The 16328-nt window shown below is 55.1% G+C and carries 12 protein-coding genes; 6 read left to right on the forward strand and 6 right to left on the reverse strand.

From position 1 onward, the window contains the following. Nucleotides 1–807: 807 nt before the first annotated feature. Genes IPN69_04895 through IPN69_04915 form a run of 5 tightly spaced genes read left to right on the forward strand, consistent with a single transcriptional unit; the run spans nucleotide 808 to nucleotide 7708 of the window. The gene (locus IPN69_04895; GenBank protein ID MBK8810052.1) at nucleotides 808–1179 is read left to right on the forward strand and encodes a response regulator; all 372 of its coding nucleotides are present in this window, start codon (nucleotides 808–810) and stop codon (nucleotides 1177–1179) included. Nucleotides 1180–1181: 2 nt separating this feature from the next. Beyond that, nucleotides 1182–1685 carry a purine-binding chemotaxis protein CheW gene (locus IPN69_04900; GenBank protein ID MBK8810053.1) on the forward strand — a complete coding sequence of 168 codons (504 nt, stop codon included), beginning with the start codon at nucleotides 1182–1184 and terminating at the stop codon, nucleotides 1683–1685. A 48-nt stretch (nucleotides 1686–1733) separates the two neighbouring features. Beyond that, nucleotides 1734–3314 (forward strand): hypothetical protein, encoded by a 1581-nt coding sequence (locus IPN69_04905; GenBank protein ID MBK8810054.1) that lies wholly within the window; start codon nucleotides 1734–1736, stop codon nucleotides 3312–3314. Nucleotides 3315–3322: 8 nt separating this feature from the next. Continuing rightward, the gene (locus tag IPN69_04910; protein ID MBK8810055.1) at nucleotides 3323–4846 is read left to right on the forward strand and encodes a methyl-accepting chemotaxis protein; all 1524 of its coding nucleotides are present in this window, start codon (nucleotides 3323–3325) and stop codon (nucleotides 4844–4846) included. Between the two features lie 27 nt (nucleotides 4847–4873). Continuing rightward, entirely contained in the window at nucleotides 4874–7708 is a 2835-nt protein-coding gene (locus IPN69_04915; protein MBK8810056.1) for a hybrid sensor histidine kinase/response regulator, read from the forward strand. Between the two features lie 50 nt (nucleotides 7709–7758). Here the strand turns inward: IPN69_04915 and IPN69_04920 are convergent, their stop codons facing one another. The 5 genes from IPN69_04920 to tcmP all read right to left on the reverse strand — a co-directional run bounded on the left by IPN69_04920 (nucleotide 7759) and on the right by tcmP (nucleotide 12875). Next, complete coding sequence (locus IPN69_04920; GenBank protein ID MBK8810057.1) at nucleotides 7759–8469, reverse strand: SDR family oxidoreductase; 711 nt, start codon at nucleotides 8467–8469, stop codon at nucleotides 7759–7761. A gap of 4 nt (nucleotides 8470–8473) precedes the next feature. Then, complete coding sequence (locus IPN69_04925; protein ID MBK8810058.1) at nucleotides 8474–9319, reverse strand: hypothetical protein; 846 nt, start codon at nucleotides 9317–9319, stop codon at nucleotides 8474–8476. 120 nt (nucleotides 9320–9439) lie between these two features. Beyond that, a complete protein-coding gene (gene gatB / locus IPN69_04930; protein ID MBK8810059.1) occupies nucleotides 9440–10909 on the reverse strand; it encodes an Asp-tRNA(Asn)/Glu-tRNA(Gln) amidotransferase subunit GatB in 1470 nt (489 codons plus the stop codon). 101 nt (nucleotides 10910–11010) lie between these two features. Then, nucleotides 11011–11748: a phage Gp37/Gp68 family protein gene (locus IPN69_04935; GenBank protein MBK8810060.1), complete on the reverse strand. Its 738-nt coding sequence runs from the start codon at nucleotides 11746–11748 to the stop codon at nucleotides 11011–11013. Continuing rightward, entirely contained in the window at nucleotides 11745–12875 is a 1131-nt protein-coding gene (tcmP, locus tag IPN69_04940; GenBank protein MBK8810061.1) for a three-Cys-motif partner protein TcmP, read from the reverse strand. The genes IPN69_04935 and tcmP overlap by 4 nt, the downstream gene beginning before the upstream one ends. A gap of 95 nt (nucleotides 12876–12970) precedes the next feature. Between tcmP and IPN69_04945 the strand changes: the two genes are divergently transcribed. Then, nucleotides 12971–14236 carry a beta-ketoacyl-[acyl-carrier-protein] synthase family protein gene (locus IPN69_04945; GenBank protein ID MBK8810062.1) on the forward strand — a complete coding sequence of 422 codons (1266 nt, stop codon included), beginning with the start codon at nucleotides 12971–12973 and terminating at the stop codon, nucleotides 14234–14236. 28 nt (nucleotides 14237–14264) lie between these two features. On the opposite strand, the gene IPN69_04950 is transcribed toward IPN69_04945, so the two are convergent. Further along, complete coding sequence (locus tag IPN69_04950) at nucleotides 14265–16328, reverse strand: hypothetical protein (GenBank protein ID MBK8810063.1); 2064 nt, start codon at nucleotides 16326–16328, stop codon at nucleotides 14265–14267.

Genomic DNA, 16328 nt, shown 5'->3' on the forward strand with positions numbered 1-16328 from the left:
GAAGTTCCGAAAGATGAAGCCGAATGGAAAAACACTTCCCCCGAGGTGTTCGTCGGCTACGTTCCGAAAGCGCCGATCGAACAATCGAATGAAGCCCTATCGGCGAACGACGGCGATCAGCCTTTCGAGCAATTCTCCCCCGCCCCCGAAGATCACTTTGAATCAGCGCCCGTGGCGGCGGACGAGGACCCGCGTTTCGAGTATGTCGCGGAAATGCCGAATTTCGAGGAAACGCCGGAACCCACGTATTTCGAGGAAACGCCGGAACCCGCATATTTCCACCAGGCTCCGGAGTCGGCTTTCTCTGAACCGACGCGACAAAAAGACTGGGAAACGTATGAGTCGGAGTCGGTTGCCGAACCGATGAGCTTTGACGCGCCCGAGACCACGGTCAGCGAGCCGGAAGCCCCGATGCCTGAGCCGATCGTGGAAGTCAAAAACGAACTGGCGCTCTGTCCGTTCTGCAACTCCGAGAATGAAAAACTATCTTTCTCTTGTGCCTCGTGCCACGCCTTGCTCAGCCTGACGGATCTTGAAAGCGTTTTCAATCACAATGAAATCAATCAAGAGATCATTGCCCAGGCGGTCGCGAGTTTCGAACGTGAGCACGAGAGCTACGGCCTGAATGCCGACCAACTCGCCTCGCTCGGAATCGGCCACGTGAATCTCAAGAACTACCGCCAAGGCTATATGTATCTGCAAGAGGCGGTTCAGGCCAATCCGAGCAACGTCGTTCTCGACGCCCAGGTCAACTCGTTTGCGATACGCCTCGCAGAACTTGAAAAACAGCAAAGCGCGCAGGAATCGATGTCAAAGAACCGCAGGATCCTGGTGGTCGACGACAGCCCGACGGTCCGCAAGCTGATCTCGAGCAAACTCGAAAAATGCGGCCATGAAGTTGTCTGCGCCATCGACGGGCTTGACGCACTTGAGAAGCTGAACGGCTTGACGCCGGATCTGATCTTGCTCGATATCACGATGCCGCGGATGGATGGTTATCAGGTTTGCAAGTTGATTCGAAACAACGCCGAGATGAAAGACGTTCCGGTGGTAATGATCTCCGGCAAGGACGGATTCTTCGACAAGGTTCGCGGTCGAATGGCCGGCACGACGGACTACATCACCAAACCCTTCGGCCCTGAAACACTGATGAAGACCGTTGAAAACTACCTGAGCTAAAAATGGAAAACCTCACTCTCAGCGTTAATGCCGATATTGATCTTTCCTCGGTTCTGGACCTCAACGACCCGGACGAAAACATCGGTTCAGTTTCGGAATGTGAAAAATTCGTCGTCTTTCAAATCGAGGGCGAGTTTTTCGCACTTCCGGCGGTTGCGGTCAAAGAGGTTGCCCATCCGCTTCCGTTGACCCATTTGCCTGATTCGCCGACCTGGCTCCAAGGGCTTTCGAACCTGCGCGGCGACATCGTTGCGATCGTTAATTTCAACCTGGGAAAGTCGGCGCCTCGAATTACTCCGAAGTCAAAGATCGTGATCTTCAAAACCCCGCAGTTCGACACTTTGGTCGGAATCCTGGCAGACAAGATCTCCGAGATCGTCGCGATTCCGGGTTCTTCGATCGAGCGGACCGAAGATCCGAACATTCTCGCGCGAGCCACTATCAACGGAAACTCCATCGGATTGTTCGACATCGACCGGTTTTTTGCTTCAATCACCAAAACCTAGGCGCACTCGGCGTATCAGATCCAATCGAAACTCGCTTCGGAGACACTTATGGCCCGCTATAACGCGAATTCACTTCTCAACTCGCTCAGAGGTAAGATTTGGCTTGCGACGAGCGCGATGGCGTTTTTTATCTGCACGTTCGGACTGATTTCGTATCTTGTCGTCTCGTTCGTTGTCGATGACACGTTTTACGCGATCTTCGTTCCGTTCCTCGTTCTTGCCTTCGGCATAATGGTCTTCGGTTGGTGGCTTTCCAACGAACTCGTTACCCCGATTGAAAAGGTCGGGATGCTCGCCAAGAGTCTCGAAAGGAGCGCGACGACTTCATTGCCGAAAACAACCGGATCGGTCGAAACCGACGAACTTCTCCAGACGCTCCACCGTAACAGCCGCCAGATGCAGACCGTTGTTTCGCTGATGGATGAAGTCGCGAACGGAAATACGGACGTCGCGCTCTCGCCATTGCAAGGCTCGGACCGTTTGAGCGGCTCCTTTCAGAAACTGCTCGCCAAAGTTTCCGAATCGATCGACGCAAAACAACAGCTCGAAACTCTTCAGCTTGCGGTCGCGCAGGTGAAGGACGATATCTCCACGGTTCGCAAGGGCAATCTCGCTGTCGAAATTCGCGCGGACTTCAAGGAGACGAAAGAGATCTCCGAGACACTCCGGTTTCTGATCAACAGCCTCTCGGAGATCGTCACGCAGATCCGACTTGATTCGGAGTTCTCGAGAACGAACGCGCACGAGATCCGGCAAACGCTCCAAGGCTTGATCAATCACAAGGAATCACGAGTACTCGACTTGAACGAGGCAGCCGCCGAACTTCGGAACATCCCGATCGGCATCGAGAAGATCGCCGATGACCTTTCAAAAGCGGTCGCGTTTGGCAACGATTCGCTTGAAGCTGCGCAGCGCGGAACGCGATTTACGCTTGAAAACCGCAATGGTCTTGGGTCGCTGCGCAAACAGATCCAGGAAGCGGTCGGCAGAATCAGCCGGCTGACGGAACGCTCGCAGGAGATCACAAAGATCGCAAAAACCGTCGAGGACATCGCTCACAGGACGAATATGATCGCCCTCAACGCTTCGATCCAGGCTGGCGAGACGGGCGACAAGGCCTCCGGTTTCTCGGCCGTCACCGACGAGATCCAGCGTCTGGCGGAGCGGGCAGACAACACCAACAAGCACATATCGGTGTTGAACAAATCGATCTCCGTCGAGATCGGCGAAGTCGAACGTTCTCTCGGCGCCGCAACCAAGGAGATCTCAGATCTCTCCAAACTCGTTCTTGAAACCGGGAACAGCGTCGGCGAGGTCGAGAAATACCTCTCGCAGTTCGTCGGACTCCAGAAACAGATCACGGCGAATTCACGTGAGCAGAGCATTCGCAGCGAGCGCGCCTACAAGGTTTTCGAAGGCTCGATCGACGAGTCTGAGCGGATGATCGGCGACCTCCGGCAAACCGAGCAGTCGGTGGCAGGTTTTGCGGTCGCGTTGAAAAACATCGAAAACGCCGCGGCACCATTCAAACTCGGGGAGACGGCCGAGGAGACCTCCTCTGGACCGGATTATTCGATGTTCGGCAACGAAGTCGAAGAACGCAAATCGGAAGCGGTTGAAGCGCTTTAGGGAGGAATATGTATCAATCGAATCTCTTGTGGAATCTCGTCACGCGGCTCTTCTCATTCTTCGCCGTGTTGTTTCTGCTTTTGGGAGGCGGACTTGTCGTCGCATCGCACTTCGGATTCACGCAGAACAAACTCGCCGGCGTTTTGACAACCGCGTTCGCGGTCGTGATGGCAGTTTTCGCGCTTCTCGCCCTGAATTACTCGACCCTGAAACTGAACCGCCAAATCCGCGACGCGGCCGAGGTCGCCCATCAGATCTCGAATGGCGAACTGTTTGAAGAACTGCCGGAAAACCACAGCGACCTCTTCGACGCGCTCAAGAATATCTCCGATTACCTGCAGGAAAAGAACAACGTCACCGAGCGAATCGCCCTCGGCGATCTTTCGGCCGAAGTGTCGCCGCGTTCGGACACCGACGCTCTCGGAAACGCTTTCCGCAATATGATCGAAAAGCTCCGAGTTTCCGTCCAAACGCAAGAAGAGCGGGACCTGCTCGAACGTTCGATCCGCAAGCTGCTCGAAGAAGTTTCGGATGTGGCCGATGGCGATCTGACGGTCCACGCCGAGGTTTCCGCGGAAATGACAGGTGCCATTGCGCAGGCATTCAACCTGATGACGAAGAATCTGCGCTCGCTGATCAAACAGGTCAAAGACGTGACGTTTCAGATCTCGACGTCGGCGAATGCGATCAACGATACGACGGAACAGCTCGCACGCGGCAGCGAGGCGCAGGCGTCGCAGATCTCGAGGACCACATCTGCGATCTCGCAGATGGCGTTGAGGATCCAGGAAGTTTCGGAGAACGCCACGCTCTCGGCCCAGGTTGCGGCCGATTCGCTCGGCAATGCCCGTTATGGAACGCAGGCGGTGCAGGACAACATCAACGCGATGAACTCGATCCGCAAACAGGTTCAAGAAACCGCGAAACGCATCAAGAAGTTGGGTGAACGCTCGCAGGAGATCTCGCACATCGTCGCGCTTATCAACGACCTTTCGGACCGCACGAGCTTGCTGGCGCTAAACGCCAGCCTGCAAGCGGCCGCTGCCGGTGAGGCCGGCCAAGGATTTGCGACCGTGGCTGAAGAGGTCGAACGGCTTGCCGAACGCTCGAATCTACTGACGCAGCAGATCAGCGCGCTGACACAGACCATCCAGTCTGAAACCAAAGACGTCGTCGCGTCGATGGAAGAAACGATCCACGAGGTCGTCATCGGTTCGACGCTCGCCGACAAGGCCGGTCAAACGCTGATCGAGATCGAGCAGGTCTCGACTCGTCTTGCGGTGCTGATCAATTCGATCTCCGAGTCCGCCAAACAGCAGGCCGCGAGTTCGGATGACATATCAAAGGCGATGACCAACATCTCGCAGGTCACGGAACTCGTCCAACTTGGCTCGCAGCGCGCTGCCGATTCCGTCAAGCTGCTTGTCGAGCTTTCGGACGAACTTCGCGTTTCGATCGCGCCGTTCAAACTTCCCGAGGACCGCCGCCCGCCGCGTCGCCAAACGCCGGAATCCACCGCGTTCTTGAACTAATCACCAGAATCGCAGATCCAAAATCGTATGAGTACCGGTCACTTGCAAGCGTTTATCGAAGAGGCGGAAAGCTATCTGCCGATGATCCGAAACCTGATCCTGGTTTGTGGCCAGGAGCGGAGCAACGGCAGCGAACTCGAAACCTCCCTTCGCTATTCGCAGGCCATCAAGGACGCGGCGACGATGACCGGTTTGATCGAGATCGGCAAGTCCAGCGAGAAGCTGGAATTCGAGATCGCGGACGTGATTGCCGGCCGGCAGCCGATCGCCGATGTGCAGACCCGAACGATCCTCGACAGACTCGCCCAAGTCGAGGCGCTGCTCGCGAAAGCGCAACTGACCAATGATGATTTTTCAATCAATCTCGACGGTTTCCTCGATGAATCGTTCGAGAATCTGACACAGCACAACGGCAGGCAGGTGACCGCCGAGGTAACCGAAACAGTTCCGGAAACGGTCGAAGAAGTCGATCTCGAGGGCTTCGAGATCGACGAAGAAATGCTCGAGATCTTCGCGATGGAAGCCGAAGACTTGCTGCGCAACATCCAAACCAATCTCCAGACCCTTGAATCGAAACCGAACGAACGTGAGGCATTGCTTGAGATCCGGCGCAACGCGCATACGCTGAAGGGCTCGGCGGGAATCGTCGGACTAAAACCTTTGTCGGACCTGGCGCACCGTGTCGAGGACCTGCTTGATTTCGTTTCCGAGCAGGAGATAGAGGGCGACCGTAAGATCTTCGAACTGCTTATGGCCTCGACCGATTGTTTGAGCGCGCTCGCCGCGGGTGAGAGTTCTCCGGAACTTTCGCAGCGAATCTCAAGGCTCTACAAAGACTTCGAAAACGCGCTCAAATCGCTGAAGCTTGAAGACGAATGGGAAGAATCGATCGCCGAAGTGCCGTCCGTAGAAAAACCGGTATCGGTTGCCGCCAAAACTGCCGAGCCCACGGTTCCGCAGACGGAACCGACTCCGAAGTCAGTGATTCGCGTATCGCTCGAAAAACTTGACGAGCTGGTCCGACTCGTCGGCGATCTGGTGCTCACACGCTCGGTCTTTGAACAACGTCTCGGCGACCTGGAACGACAGGCCGGTGAGCTGCGCCACAGTACCGAGCGACTCAAGAAGTCGACCGGCAAGCTCGAAACCGATTTCGAAGCCTCGATGCTCGGCGGCAATGGACTTGGATTCTCGCAAACCCTGAACTCCGCGCGCCAGCCGCACCAATTCGACTCGCTTGAGTTCGACCGCTACACGGAGTTTCATCAAACCACCCGCGAACTTCTTGAAACGACCGGCGACGCCACGACGATCAACTCCGAACTCGACAACTTGCGAGGCAGTCTCGAACTCCTCTACGACGGGCAGAGCCGTTTGATCGACGAACTGCAGGACAGACTCCTGCGGCTTCGGATGGTGCGATTCGACTCGCTCGCAGCCCGGCTCAACCGGACGGTGCGCGTGACGTGCGAACAGGAATGCAAGAGTGCTGAACTTGTCATCGAAGGCGAAGCGACCGAGGTCGACACACAGATCATTGACGCGCTTGTCGAACCGCTGCTTCATCTTCTGCGGAACGCCGTCGCCCACGGGATCGAGTCGCCGGACACGCGACGGATGCTCGGCAAACCGGAGAAAGGAAAGATAGTTCTCCGCATTCACAGCGAAGGCACGCATATCGTTCTGACGCTCAAAGACGACGGCCGCGGCATATCGGCGTCGGCGCTCAAGGAAAAGGCGCTTCAGAGCGGCGCGATCAACGCCGAGGAGGCCGCCGCGATGTCCGAACAGGAAGCATATTCGCTCTGTTTTCTGCCTGGCATCACGACCGCCGAGACCCTTCGCCAGACCGCCGGACGCGGGGTCGGGATGAACATCATCAGGGAAAGCGTGATTCGCCGCCAGGGCACGATTCGAATCGATTCGGAACTCCAGAAAGGAACCGAGATCACGATCCGGATGCCAATGGCGCTCGCCGTGACGCGCGGCCTTTTGGTGAAAGTCGCCGGGCAAGTCTTCGCTCTGCCGATGAAACTGGTCAAGAAACTCACGGAGATCCCGGCCGAAGATCTGTCATTCGTTCTTGTTCAGAACACGGCGGCGATCGATGGCGTGGAGTATCCGGCCACACATTTGAACTCGTTGCTTCGGCAATCCCGAAACCAAACGCGCCGGGAAAGCGCCTCGGTGCTTCTGGTCGATACGCTTGAAACCTCGTCGGCGCTGCTCGTCGATGAAGTTCTTCGCGCCGACGAGATCGTCATCAAACCGCTCGGCTCACCATTGCAGGATTTCCCGCACTTGCTCGGCGTGACGATCCTTGGCGACGGCAGCGTCGTGCCCGTGCTCGACCTGATCTACTTGCTGAAACATCAGGTTCAGGCGCCACGGCCGCAGTTTTTGGTGCAGTTCGAGAACAAAGTGCCGGAGACCGTCGCTCCTGCGGATGAGATTCCGTTCGAGTCGCCGGTTGAACCGCAGACGCTCCGCGTGATGGTCGTCGACGACAGTCCGAGCGTCCGGCACATTATGTCGAAGCTGATCAAAAACGCCGGATGGGAAGCGATCGTCGCGAAGGATGGACTCGAGGCTCTCGATCTTCTGCAATCGACAGAATCCCTGCCGAACGTGATCCTGACCGACGTCGAAATGCCGCGAATGAACGGCTACGATCTGCTCGCGTCGTTGAAAGGAAATGATTCGCTGAAACAGATTCCGGTGATTATGATCACTTCACGTGCGAGCGAAAAGCACGAGCAAAAAGCGATCGAACTCGGCGTTTCGTCGTATTTGACTAAGCCCTTCGATGATTCGTTCCTGGTTGACGAGATCAAAAACCTGACCGAATCGGTCGCCGCCTAACGTCGGAACCTACCAACGATCTGGCCCGGTCAGAAAGGACCGGATTCTCTTCATTTCCTGGGCGGCTTGCTCGGCCGGATCTCGATCTTGCTCGGAAGCGCCCTTGGGTTCATCGCGAGCAGATCCATCACGACGTCGGCGATGTCCTCGGGCTGCAATTGCCAGCCGTTTTCCTTCGACGGCGAGTCGCCGCCGAAATATGTGTTGACCGAGCCCGGACACACGTAACTTACCTTGATATCGTCTTGTCTCACTTCCTGCATCAGCGCTTCCGAAAATCCGTTGAGTCCGAACTTCGAAGCGTTGTATGCGGCCATCCGCGGATGCGCGTTCTGGCCCGCGAGCGACGAGATGTTGATGATGTAACCGCCGCCGCGTTCGCGAAGCATCGGAACAGCGTAATGACACGCGTAAAATACGCCGAACAGATTGGTTTCGAGCGTTTGGCGAAATTCTTCTCCGGACAGTTCCTCGACGGTCTTGCCGAAAACTCCCATTCCCGCGTTGTTGATCAGGATGTCGACGCCGCCGAAAACGCGTTTCGCTTCTTCGAGCATCATCCTGACCTGATCCTCGCTGCGGACGTCGCATACTTCGCCCTCGACCGTGCCCGACGCCGAGAGCTGTTCGAGCGCACGTTTCAGTTCCGGTTTGTTGCGCGCGCAGATGAAGACCCGCGCCCCCGATTCGAGCAAACGCTCGGCGATGGCATATCCGATTCCCTTTGTTGCGCCCGTAACGACGGCTACTCTAATTTCCATATTCTTATGCTGACGGTTTGCTGTCGGACTTCTTCTTAGGGAATTTGATCCGTGGCGATTCCCGCCTTTCGAGCTCTTTCCAAACGATCGTTACCGAACCGTCGCTGTCCTTCCGAACGATGCGAAAGGCGAGCGTCATATCGATCCGTTTGTCGCCCTCGAGAAGATCGAAGCGCCAGCCTCGAAACGACCTTATCACGTTTCCGCGATAAGCGATGATGCGCATCGCATAGGTCGTGTTTTCGATCGCTTTCGCGACCTTCCGGTATTCGTGTTTTCCGGCGACGACGCCGTTGATCAACTGCATATACTGATCTTTGGCAGCGACTGCGGCCGGATACGGCGCGAAATCCCGGAGGTAATCGAAGCCGTCCGATTCGAGCGATACACGGTCGAGCGCGACGTCGCCGAGATTCGTCATCATACCCTGCGTCAGTATCCCGTCGCTGACCAGATGGCCGTTTTTGAGTCGGATATCCGATAGAACCTCAAGCGTGTGTTCGCGCTCGCGGAACGAATAAAACGAGCTTTCCGGAATCGCGTTGCGGCAGACTTCGTCGGCCTTGAGGATGTTCATATTGTCGTAGCATCCAAGGTCGGGCAGCAAGCGAACGATGCCGGTGCGCGGTTGGTCGAGAAGCTCGGCAAACTTGGCGACGTCCCGCGGATCCGGTTGAAGCCTTTTTTTTTGCTCCCTGGTCGGCTTCGTACGAAGCGGCCAAACCCCCGCGCGTTTGATCATCGTCAAACTCGGACGCGTCGACTGCGCGATAACAACGCCGCCAAGCAATAACAAAATACACGCCAACGTTATGCATCGGATTCCCATAAAACCTCTTGTTTCAATCACATAGTTTTCACGCGCGATCAACTCGAATGAACTGCCCAAAGACTCCCAAAACGCAAACCGCGAGTATCGCCGCAATTGCCGCCGATTCTCGCGATATGTTCATAAAAATTCCTCTCTTCGCTATAGTTTGGCTTTCAGTACTTCGTTGACGATCTTCGGATTCGCCTTGCCTCCGGAGGCCTTCATCACCTGTCCGACAAAAAACCCGAAGAGCTTTTCATTGCCGCCACGATAAGCGTTTACCTGATTCTCGTTATTTTGAATGATCTCGTCAACAATTTTTTCGATCGCCGACGCGTCCGAGATCTGTTCGAATCCTTTTTCAAGAATCACCTGCGCCGGCGTCTTGCCGAAGTTGAACATCTCGACCAGCACTTCCTTCGCCTGATTGTTGTTGATCGCGCCGGTATCGATCGTTTTGATGAGCGCCGCGAAATTCTCGGCGCTGACGTCGGATTCATCGGCGGACTTTCCGGAATTGTTCAGTTCGCGGACGAATTCCGAAATGACAAAGTTTGCCGTCGTGCGCGGGTTGCCCGAGAGCCTCGCCGCCGTTTCGTAAAACGCGGCGAGCGATCTGTCGCCGATGATCTGCGAAGCGTCCCCGAAAGACAGTCCGAATTCAGCCATAAACCGGTCCCGCATCGCATCCGGCAACTCCGGCAATTCCGCGCGAACCGATTCGACGAACGCGCGCGAGACCACGAGCGGCTGAAGATCCGGTTCCGGAAAATAACGATAGTCGTGCGCGTCCTCCTTCGTACGCATTACCCGCGTCCGGTTGTTCTTTTCGTCCCACAGACGCGTTTCCTGCGACACGCCCTCGCCGGCTTCGTGCGCCTCGATCTGCCGCTCGATCTCATACTCGATCGCCTTTTGCATAAAGCGCACCGAGTTCAGATTCTTGAGCTCGACCTTGTTGCGGAATTCTTCCTCGCCGACCTTGCGGACCGAAACGTTCGCCTCGCAACGAAGATTTCCTTTTTCCATATCTGCGTCCGAAGCTCCGACCCATTGCAGGACGCGGCGGACGTGGTTGACGTAATCGTACGCCTGCCACGAGGTCCGAAAATCGGGCGCGGTGACGATCTCGCCGAGCGGCGTTCCAGCGCGGTTGAGATCGATGTACGAGTATTTGTCGACTTCGGGCAGACCCTCGTGAACGTTCTTGCCGGCGTCTTCTTCGAGATGCATCCGCTCGATCCGGATCGTCATCGGCTGCCAGTCGTGCGCGCGGCCCGATTCGTCGCGTTCGGACGTCATAATCGTGAGTTCGCCGTCCGACGAGAACGGTTTGTCGTATTGCGAGATCTGATAGCCCTTCGGAAGGTCCGGATAAAAGTAGTTCTTGCGCGAGAAAACCGAGGTTTGGTTGATATTGAGCCCGAGCGCCAGCGCCGCCTTGGCGCCATATTCGACCACCTTTTCGTTCAGGACCGGCAACGCGCCAGGCAATCCGAGACAAACCGGGCACGTGTTCGAATTCGGCTCGTGACCGAAACTGGTCGCACACCCGCAAAAGATCTTCGTCTCCGTCGCCAACTGCGCGTGGATCTCCATCCCGATAACTGCTTCCCAACCTTCTTTCATAATTGAGTTCAATGATAATGCAGTAGACGGCAGACAGTAAAACTCGGCATTTGGGATTTCGGATTCGGATTTGGGATTTGGGATTTGGGATTTCGTTGAATCTAAATTTCGATCAAATCAGGAGCTTCGTTCCATTCGCGACCCATCAATAAACGACCGTTCGCCTTCTTGTTTCTTCTAATGCCATCCGCTCCCCAGGTTCCCCACTGTTTGAAGAAGAATGCAACTCCTTGGTCTCGGCATTGTTGCTGGATGGAAGCGGCCCAGATTGGATCCATCGGACGTGCTCGGTGACCGCTTTCACCACCCACGATTACCCAATGTATTCCATCCAGATTCAGATCGCCCAAATCCTGAAGTAGGGGTTCAAGAGAAAGAAATCTGATCGGGGCGCCAATTTTCCGCAAAACGTCAATTCTGTTCTTTTTGGCTCGATTTTCGACCGTCACGCCCAGCCAGACATTCTTTGGCACTTTTCGATTTGCGAAATACTCTTCAAGAACCTCTTCTCGCTTGGTAAGTATCTGGTATGTATGTTGAGGGGTCTCCCGAATTGTCATGAAAACTTGATCCAAGAATGTGAAATCCATCGTCTCGTGGAATAGATCGCTCATTGAATTCACGAAGAACTTGGTCGGACGTTGTATACTCCGCGGCGATTCAATTCTTTCCGGCAACACCTTGAACTTAAATCCGTCCTCATAGTGCTTGGCGCCCATCGCTTGGAGACGCTTCGCCATGACCTCGGCATAACAGTTCTTGCAGCCGGCGGAGATCTTGTCACAACCGATCGACGGATTCCACGTCGATTCCGTCCACTCGATTTTCGATGTACTCATGAATTAATGACTCTAAATTTGATCAAACGCCTACCTCTATGGACGTTTTGGTAGTTGATTAGGGGTGACCTTCCTTCAAAGTCAATCTTCCCCTGTTTTCGTAGTTCGATCAACACGTCGTGAGCGTGTTTGCCGATGTGACCGTTTCGACGCACGAAGTCTAACATCTGAAAATTATCTTGAATTTCGCCTGAAAGGACCATCTCCGTGACGGATTCCTGAAACGCCTCAATTTTAGTCAATTGCGCGGACTCGAACAACGAACCTTGTAACTTCGCACGATCATCGTGAATGTCGAAATTCGCCTCTCCATTGATTGGGTTCTTTTGCCACGCCAACGTAAGAAACTTATCGACGGCTCGAGGATGAGCAGCGCCGAAAATCAGTCCGTATATGTTCGCCGATTTCTTCAAAGAGAACGGAAATAACTCATAGCCGCTCGATAACGGCAACTTTTTTCTGAGTTCGTCGAGAAGTGTTCGGTGGATGAATTTGTAAGGGTTCTTTCTAAGTTCGGTAATATCAATGTCCAAGTGGGTCTTAAATTCATTAACTTCACCGAATCGCCAGATGTACGACGAAGCCGCGAAGAACATAAAATCCGTACCCCTCGTTCTGGTGAGTGGTGCGAGTGAATCCAAAAACTTAACTCCATTCTGATCAAGAAACACAAGCGATTGATATCCTTCTATGGTTGACAACAACCTTTCGAAACAGACTCCGAAATCGTCGTTGGAGTATTCAACAGATACGACCTTGTACAATTCTGGAAATTCCAAGAAGTACTTCGAACAGCTTTCCTTCAATGATGCGAACTTTGATGAATCAAACTCGTTGAGAAAGAGACGAACGCTGACTTGGCTATTTCGGATTAACTCAAATTGTTCGCGGATCTTCCCAAGGATTCGAATAGGACTTCCAGGCACGCCCAACGAATCATGACCAGGTCCCGCAAAAAAATCGAAAATGCAAATCGTTCGAGGTTTGCCAAAAAGAAATGTTGGAATCCAAGCCTGCGTGTAATCTTCAAAAAATTCAAGTTTCGTAAGTGTTCCTTCATCGAAGGGCTTAGCGTGTAGATTCAATTGCGCCACGTGAGATACCTCCCATTTGTCAAATCGCGACATTACGATTGTCTCACACCTGACACAATGTTGCAAGAATACGCGGCCGTATGTACTGATCGGAGGGCGGAACTCTAAACGTGTTATCCTCTATCTAAATGTTCAAGGATTTTTCGGGATCGAGGCGGGTGGTGATCACGGGTTTTGGATGCGTGACGCCGATCGGGATCGGGCGCGAGGCATTTTGGGGCGGGCTCGAATCGGGAAAGAGCGGCGTCAAAAGAATCGAAGGCTTCGACGTCACGGATTCGTCGGTCAAGATCGCGGCCGAGATAGTCGATTTCGATTGGGAATCCGAACTCGATCCGAAAGACCGGCGCAATGTTTCGCGATGTGTGCCGCTTGCTTTGCGGGCGGCGCGCGACGCGGTAGCGGACGCCGGGATCGATACCGCAAAGCTCGATCTCGTTGCGCGCCGGAACTTTGGAGTTGTCCTCGGAACCGGCGGCGGCGGGCTGGCATTTACCGAGAAACAATACGTTTACTGGCTTACCGGCGAGCGAAACAAGGCGAGCGTTTATACCATCCCGAGTTCGACGCACGGCGGATTGTCGTCCGAACTTTCGATGGTTTTCGGCCTTCACGGACTGTCGCATATCGTTTCGACCGGCTGCACTTCATCGACTGACGCGATTGCCTACGCGGCGCAGCACATTGCTTTGGGGCGCGCCGATATGATGCTCACCGGCGGCGTCGACGCGCCTCTGGCCCGCGGCATTCTCGAAGGATTCAACTTGATGACGGTGCTCGCGAAACACTGGAACGAAGAACCTGAACGCGCATCGCGGCCGTTCGACAAGAACCGCGAAGGGATCGTTCTCGGCGAAGGATCTTGGATCTACGTCCTCGAAACGCTCGAATCGGCGACCGCACGCGGCGCGCGGATCTACGGCGAGATTCTCGGCTATGGCTCGACCTGCGACGCGTACCATCGCGTCCGGCTCGAGGAAAACGGCGTCGAGCCGGCGCGCGCGATGACGCTCGCCCTCGCGGACGCTGGCGTCGCACCCGAAACGATCGACTACATCAATCTTCACGGCACATCGACGCAACTCAACGACCGGATCGAGACGCAGGCGATAAAGAATGCGTTCGGCGAGCACGCTTACAAACTAGCTTCAAGCGCGACGAAATCGCAGATCGGCCATCCGCAGGGCGCGTCGGGCGCGGCCGGGATCGGCGCCGCATTGCTCGCGCTGAACAAAGGAATCATCGCGCCGACGATCAATCTCGACGAACCCGATCCGGCTTGCGATCTCAATTACACGCCGAACAATGCAAAAAAAGCCGAAGTCGACACAGTTCTTTGCAACTGCATCGGCTTCGGCTCGAAGAACTCGGCGCTCGTCCTCAAGAACGCTTAGCCGATTTCAATTCATTCAATACCAGGAGTCATTGCACGGCGACCGGTGTAATGCCAAACTTCAGATCGCCGTCAACCGAGTAGATCATCATTTTGTTCTCAACGATATCGCCGGCGAGAAACGTCGCCTTTCCGTTCCAGAGTACGGGCTCATCGCCGCGTGTGATGCGCACCGAATCCGACAACTTAACTGCCTCCTTGATGATCTCGCCGTCCTGATTGATCTTCATCGCCCAGGTCGAATCGAACTTGCCTTCGAGGCTTTTGCCGTCCTTCTTGATCTGATGCGTCCAACGCTCCCAGATCACGACATAGTTACCATCGGCCATTCGGACCATTTTCGGACGTGAAGCACTGTAGCTGTCGTCTTTGCTGTAAGACGTCAGGTAGGTGCGTCCGGTAAGGTTCAAGCCTTCGCGAAACTCGGACCGGACCATCGAATTCAGAGCCGTCTTGAGCGTTTTCTTATCGTCCTCGCTGCCGTCCCCAAGCGCATCCAGATCTTGGGCGAATCCTTTTTTGATCCGCATCACGAGCAAATTTCGATTACGGATCATCTCGGCCGTCGAGGCCGCACCCGAAACCGATTTCCCGGATAGAGACTCGGAATTGTTTCCCGCAAAAAGCACGAGATAGCCATCGCTCGCGGGCTGAATCGACCCGAGTTGCGTGAAGCATTCATTCCCATCGGTGGTCGTTCCGTAAAAGAAATGAAAGATCAGCTCATCACGCCGCGTCATCAGATAATTTGACATCAGGAGTCCGCTGTCGCTGCGTTCGGCGGTGATGACACCCTCGTCAGTGACCAACAACTGATAGTCGAAACTGTGGGCCATCGCGCCGCCGTTGAGATCCTGGACGGGATCGCCGGTGCGGGCATCGACCGCCCGCCAGTATGCGTTTTGGTGTCGTCCGTCGATCTGCGGATCCCACTCGGTCGCGCCGCCATAGAGCGCAAAGATGATCGGCGTTCCCTTGTGCACATAAAATCCGATCCGGGAAGTTGCCGAATGCCTGTCACGACCCGGTACGCGGCCTGCTTCTTCGGCGCCGCTGTTGGGCGACATTGGGGCGATGAATCCAAATGCCTGGCCGCCCTTTTTCGCCAGATTCTTTGTCCAAAGTTCGGCGCCGTTCTTGTCGAGCTTCGTTAGCCGCACCATATCGGGACGATCCCAGTTCGGATCGGGCTCGCCTTTATCATTTCTCGGCGGATCCGGCTGACTCTTTTTGTCGTGGTCGCCTTCATCGCGCACGCGGAGAACATAAATGTTCCCATCCGGGTCTTCGGTGAACCCCCCGAGCAACTGGTACTGATTCGGGTCAACGCCCGGGACTTCTTTCGTGAAGATGCGTGAACCGTTCGCAGCAAATCGAGTCAGAAAAACGCGCGGCGGCGTGCCCATATCGCGCCAGACAACATCGAGCGTCCCATCGGCCTTCGCGAATGAAATGATGTTCGGCTGCTTAACCGACAACGCATCGCCCCAGGGCTCGACGCGGTCCTCACGCGGATCATACGGTCGATTTCCGAAGTCCGAGTCATTCATCAAATAAGCCTTTCCGCCAAGCCCGGCGAGCGCGATCACAATATTGTCGCCCTTGATCGAGAATCCCGTGAACCTTACCGCCGGATTCAAAAGGTTCTTGTAGTCCCATTCCTGACCGCGCAAAAAGAACCACAGGATCGCCTTTTTCGCGTTCGCGTCGGGCGTCGTCACAACGCCGTCGGGTTTGAACAGTTTGTTGTTCGACTGCCCCCGATTGTTCGCGATCGTCACGAGATCGGAATCCCATTTCAGCGGTTCCATCTTCGGCAGCGATTCAATGTACTTCACCGCCTGCTCGACAAGCTGGCGGCTTGTCTTGCCGTCATATTTGTCGTTCAGCGTCTGATTGCGCAGCGCCTCGTCGGTGAATGCATCCGCTATGAATTCATCAATCAGTTCACCCGCCCGCTCCGGTTCCGCACGGAGTTTGTTGATCTGATCAAAGGTGGCCTTGAGCTCGCCCTGCGCTCGCGCGTACGGCGACGCCCCCAGGATCGCGACAATCACGGCCGCAATCGACATCATCAAATTTCTTGTTTTCAT

The organism is Acidobacteriota bacterium, from assembly GCA_016715115.1.
Lineage (GTDB): Bacteria > Acidobacteriota > Blastocatellia > Pyrinomonadales > Pyrinomonadaceae > JAFDVJ01.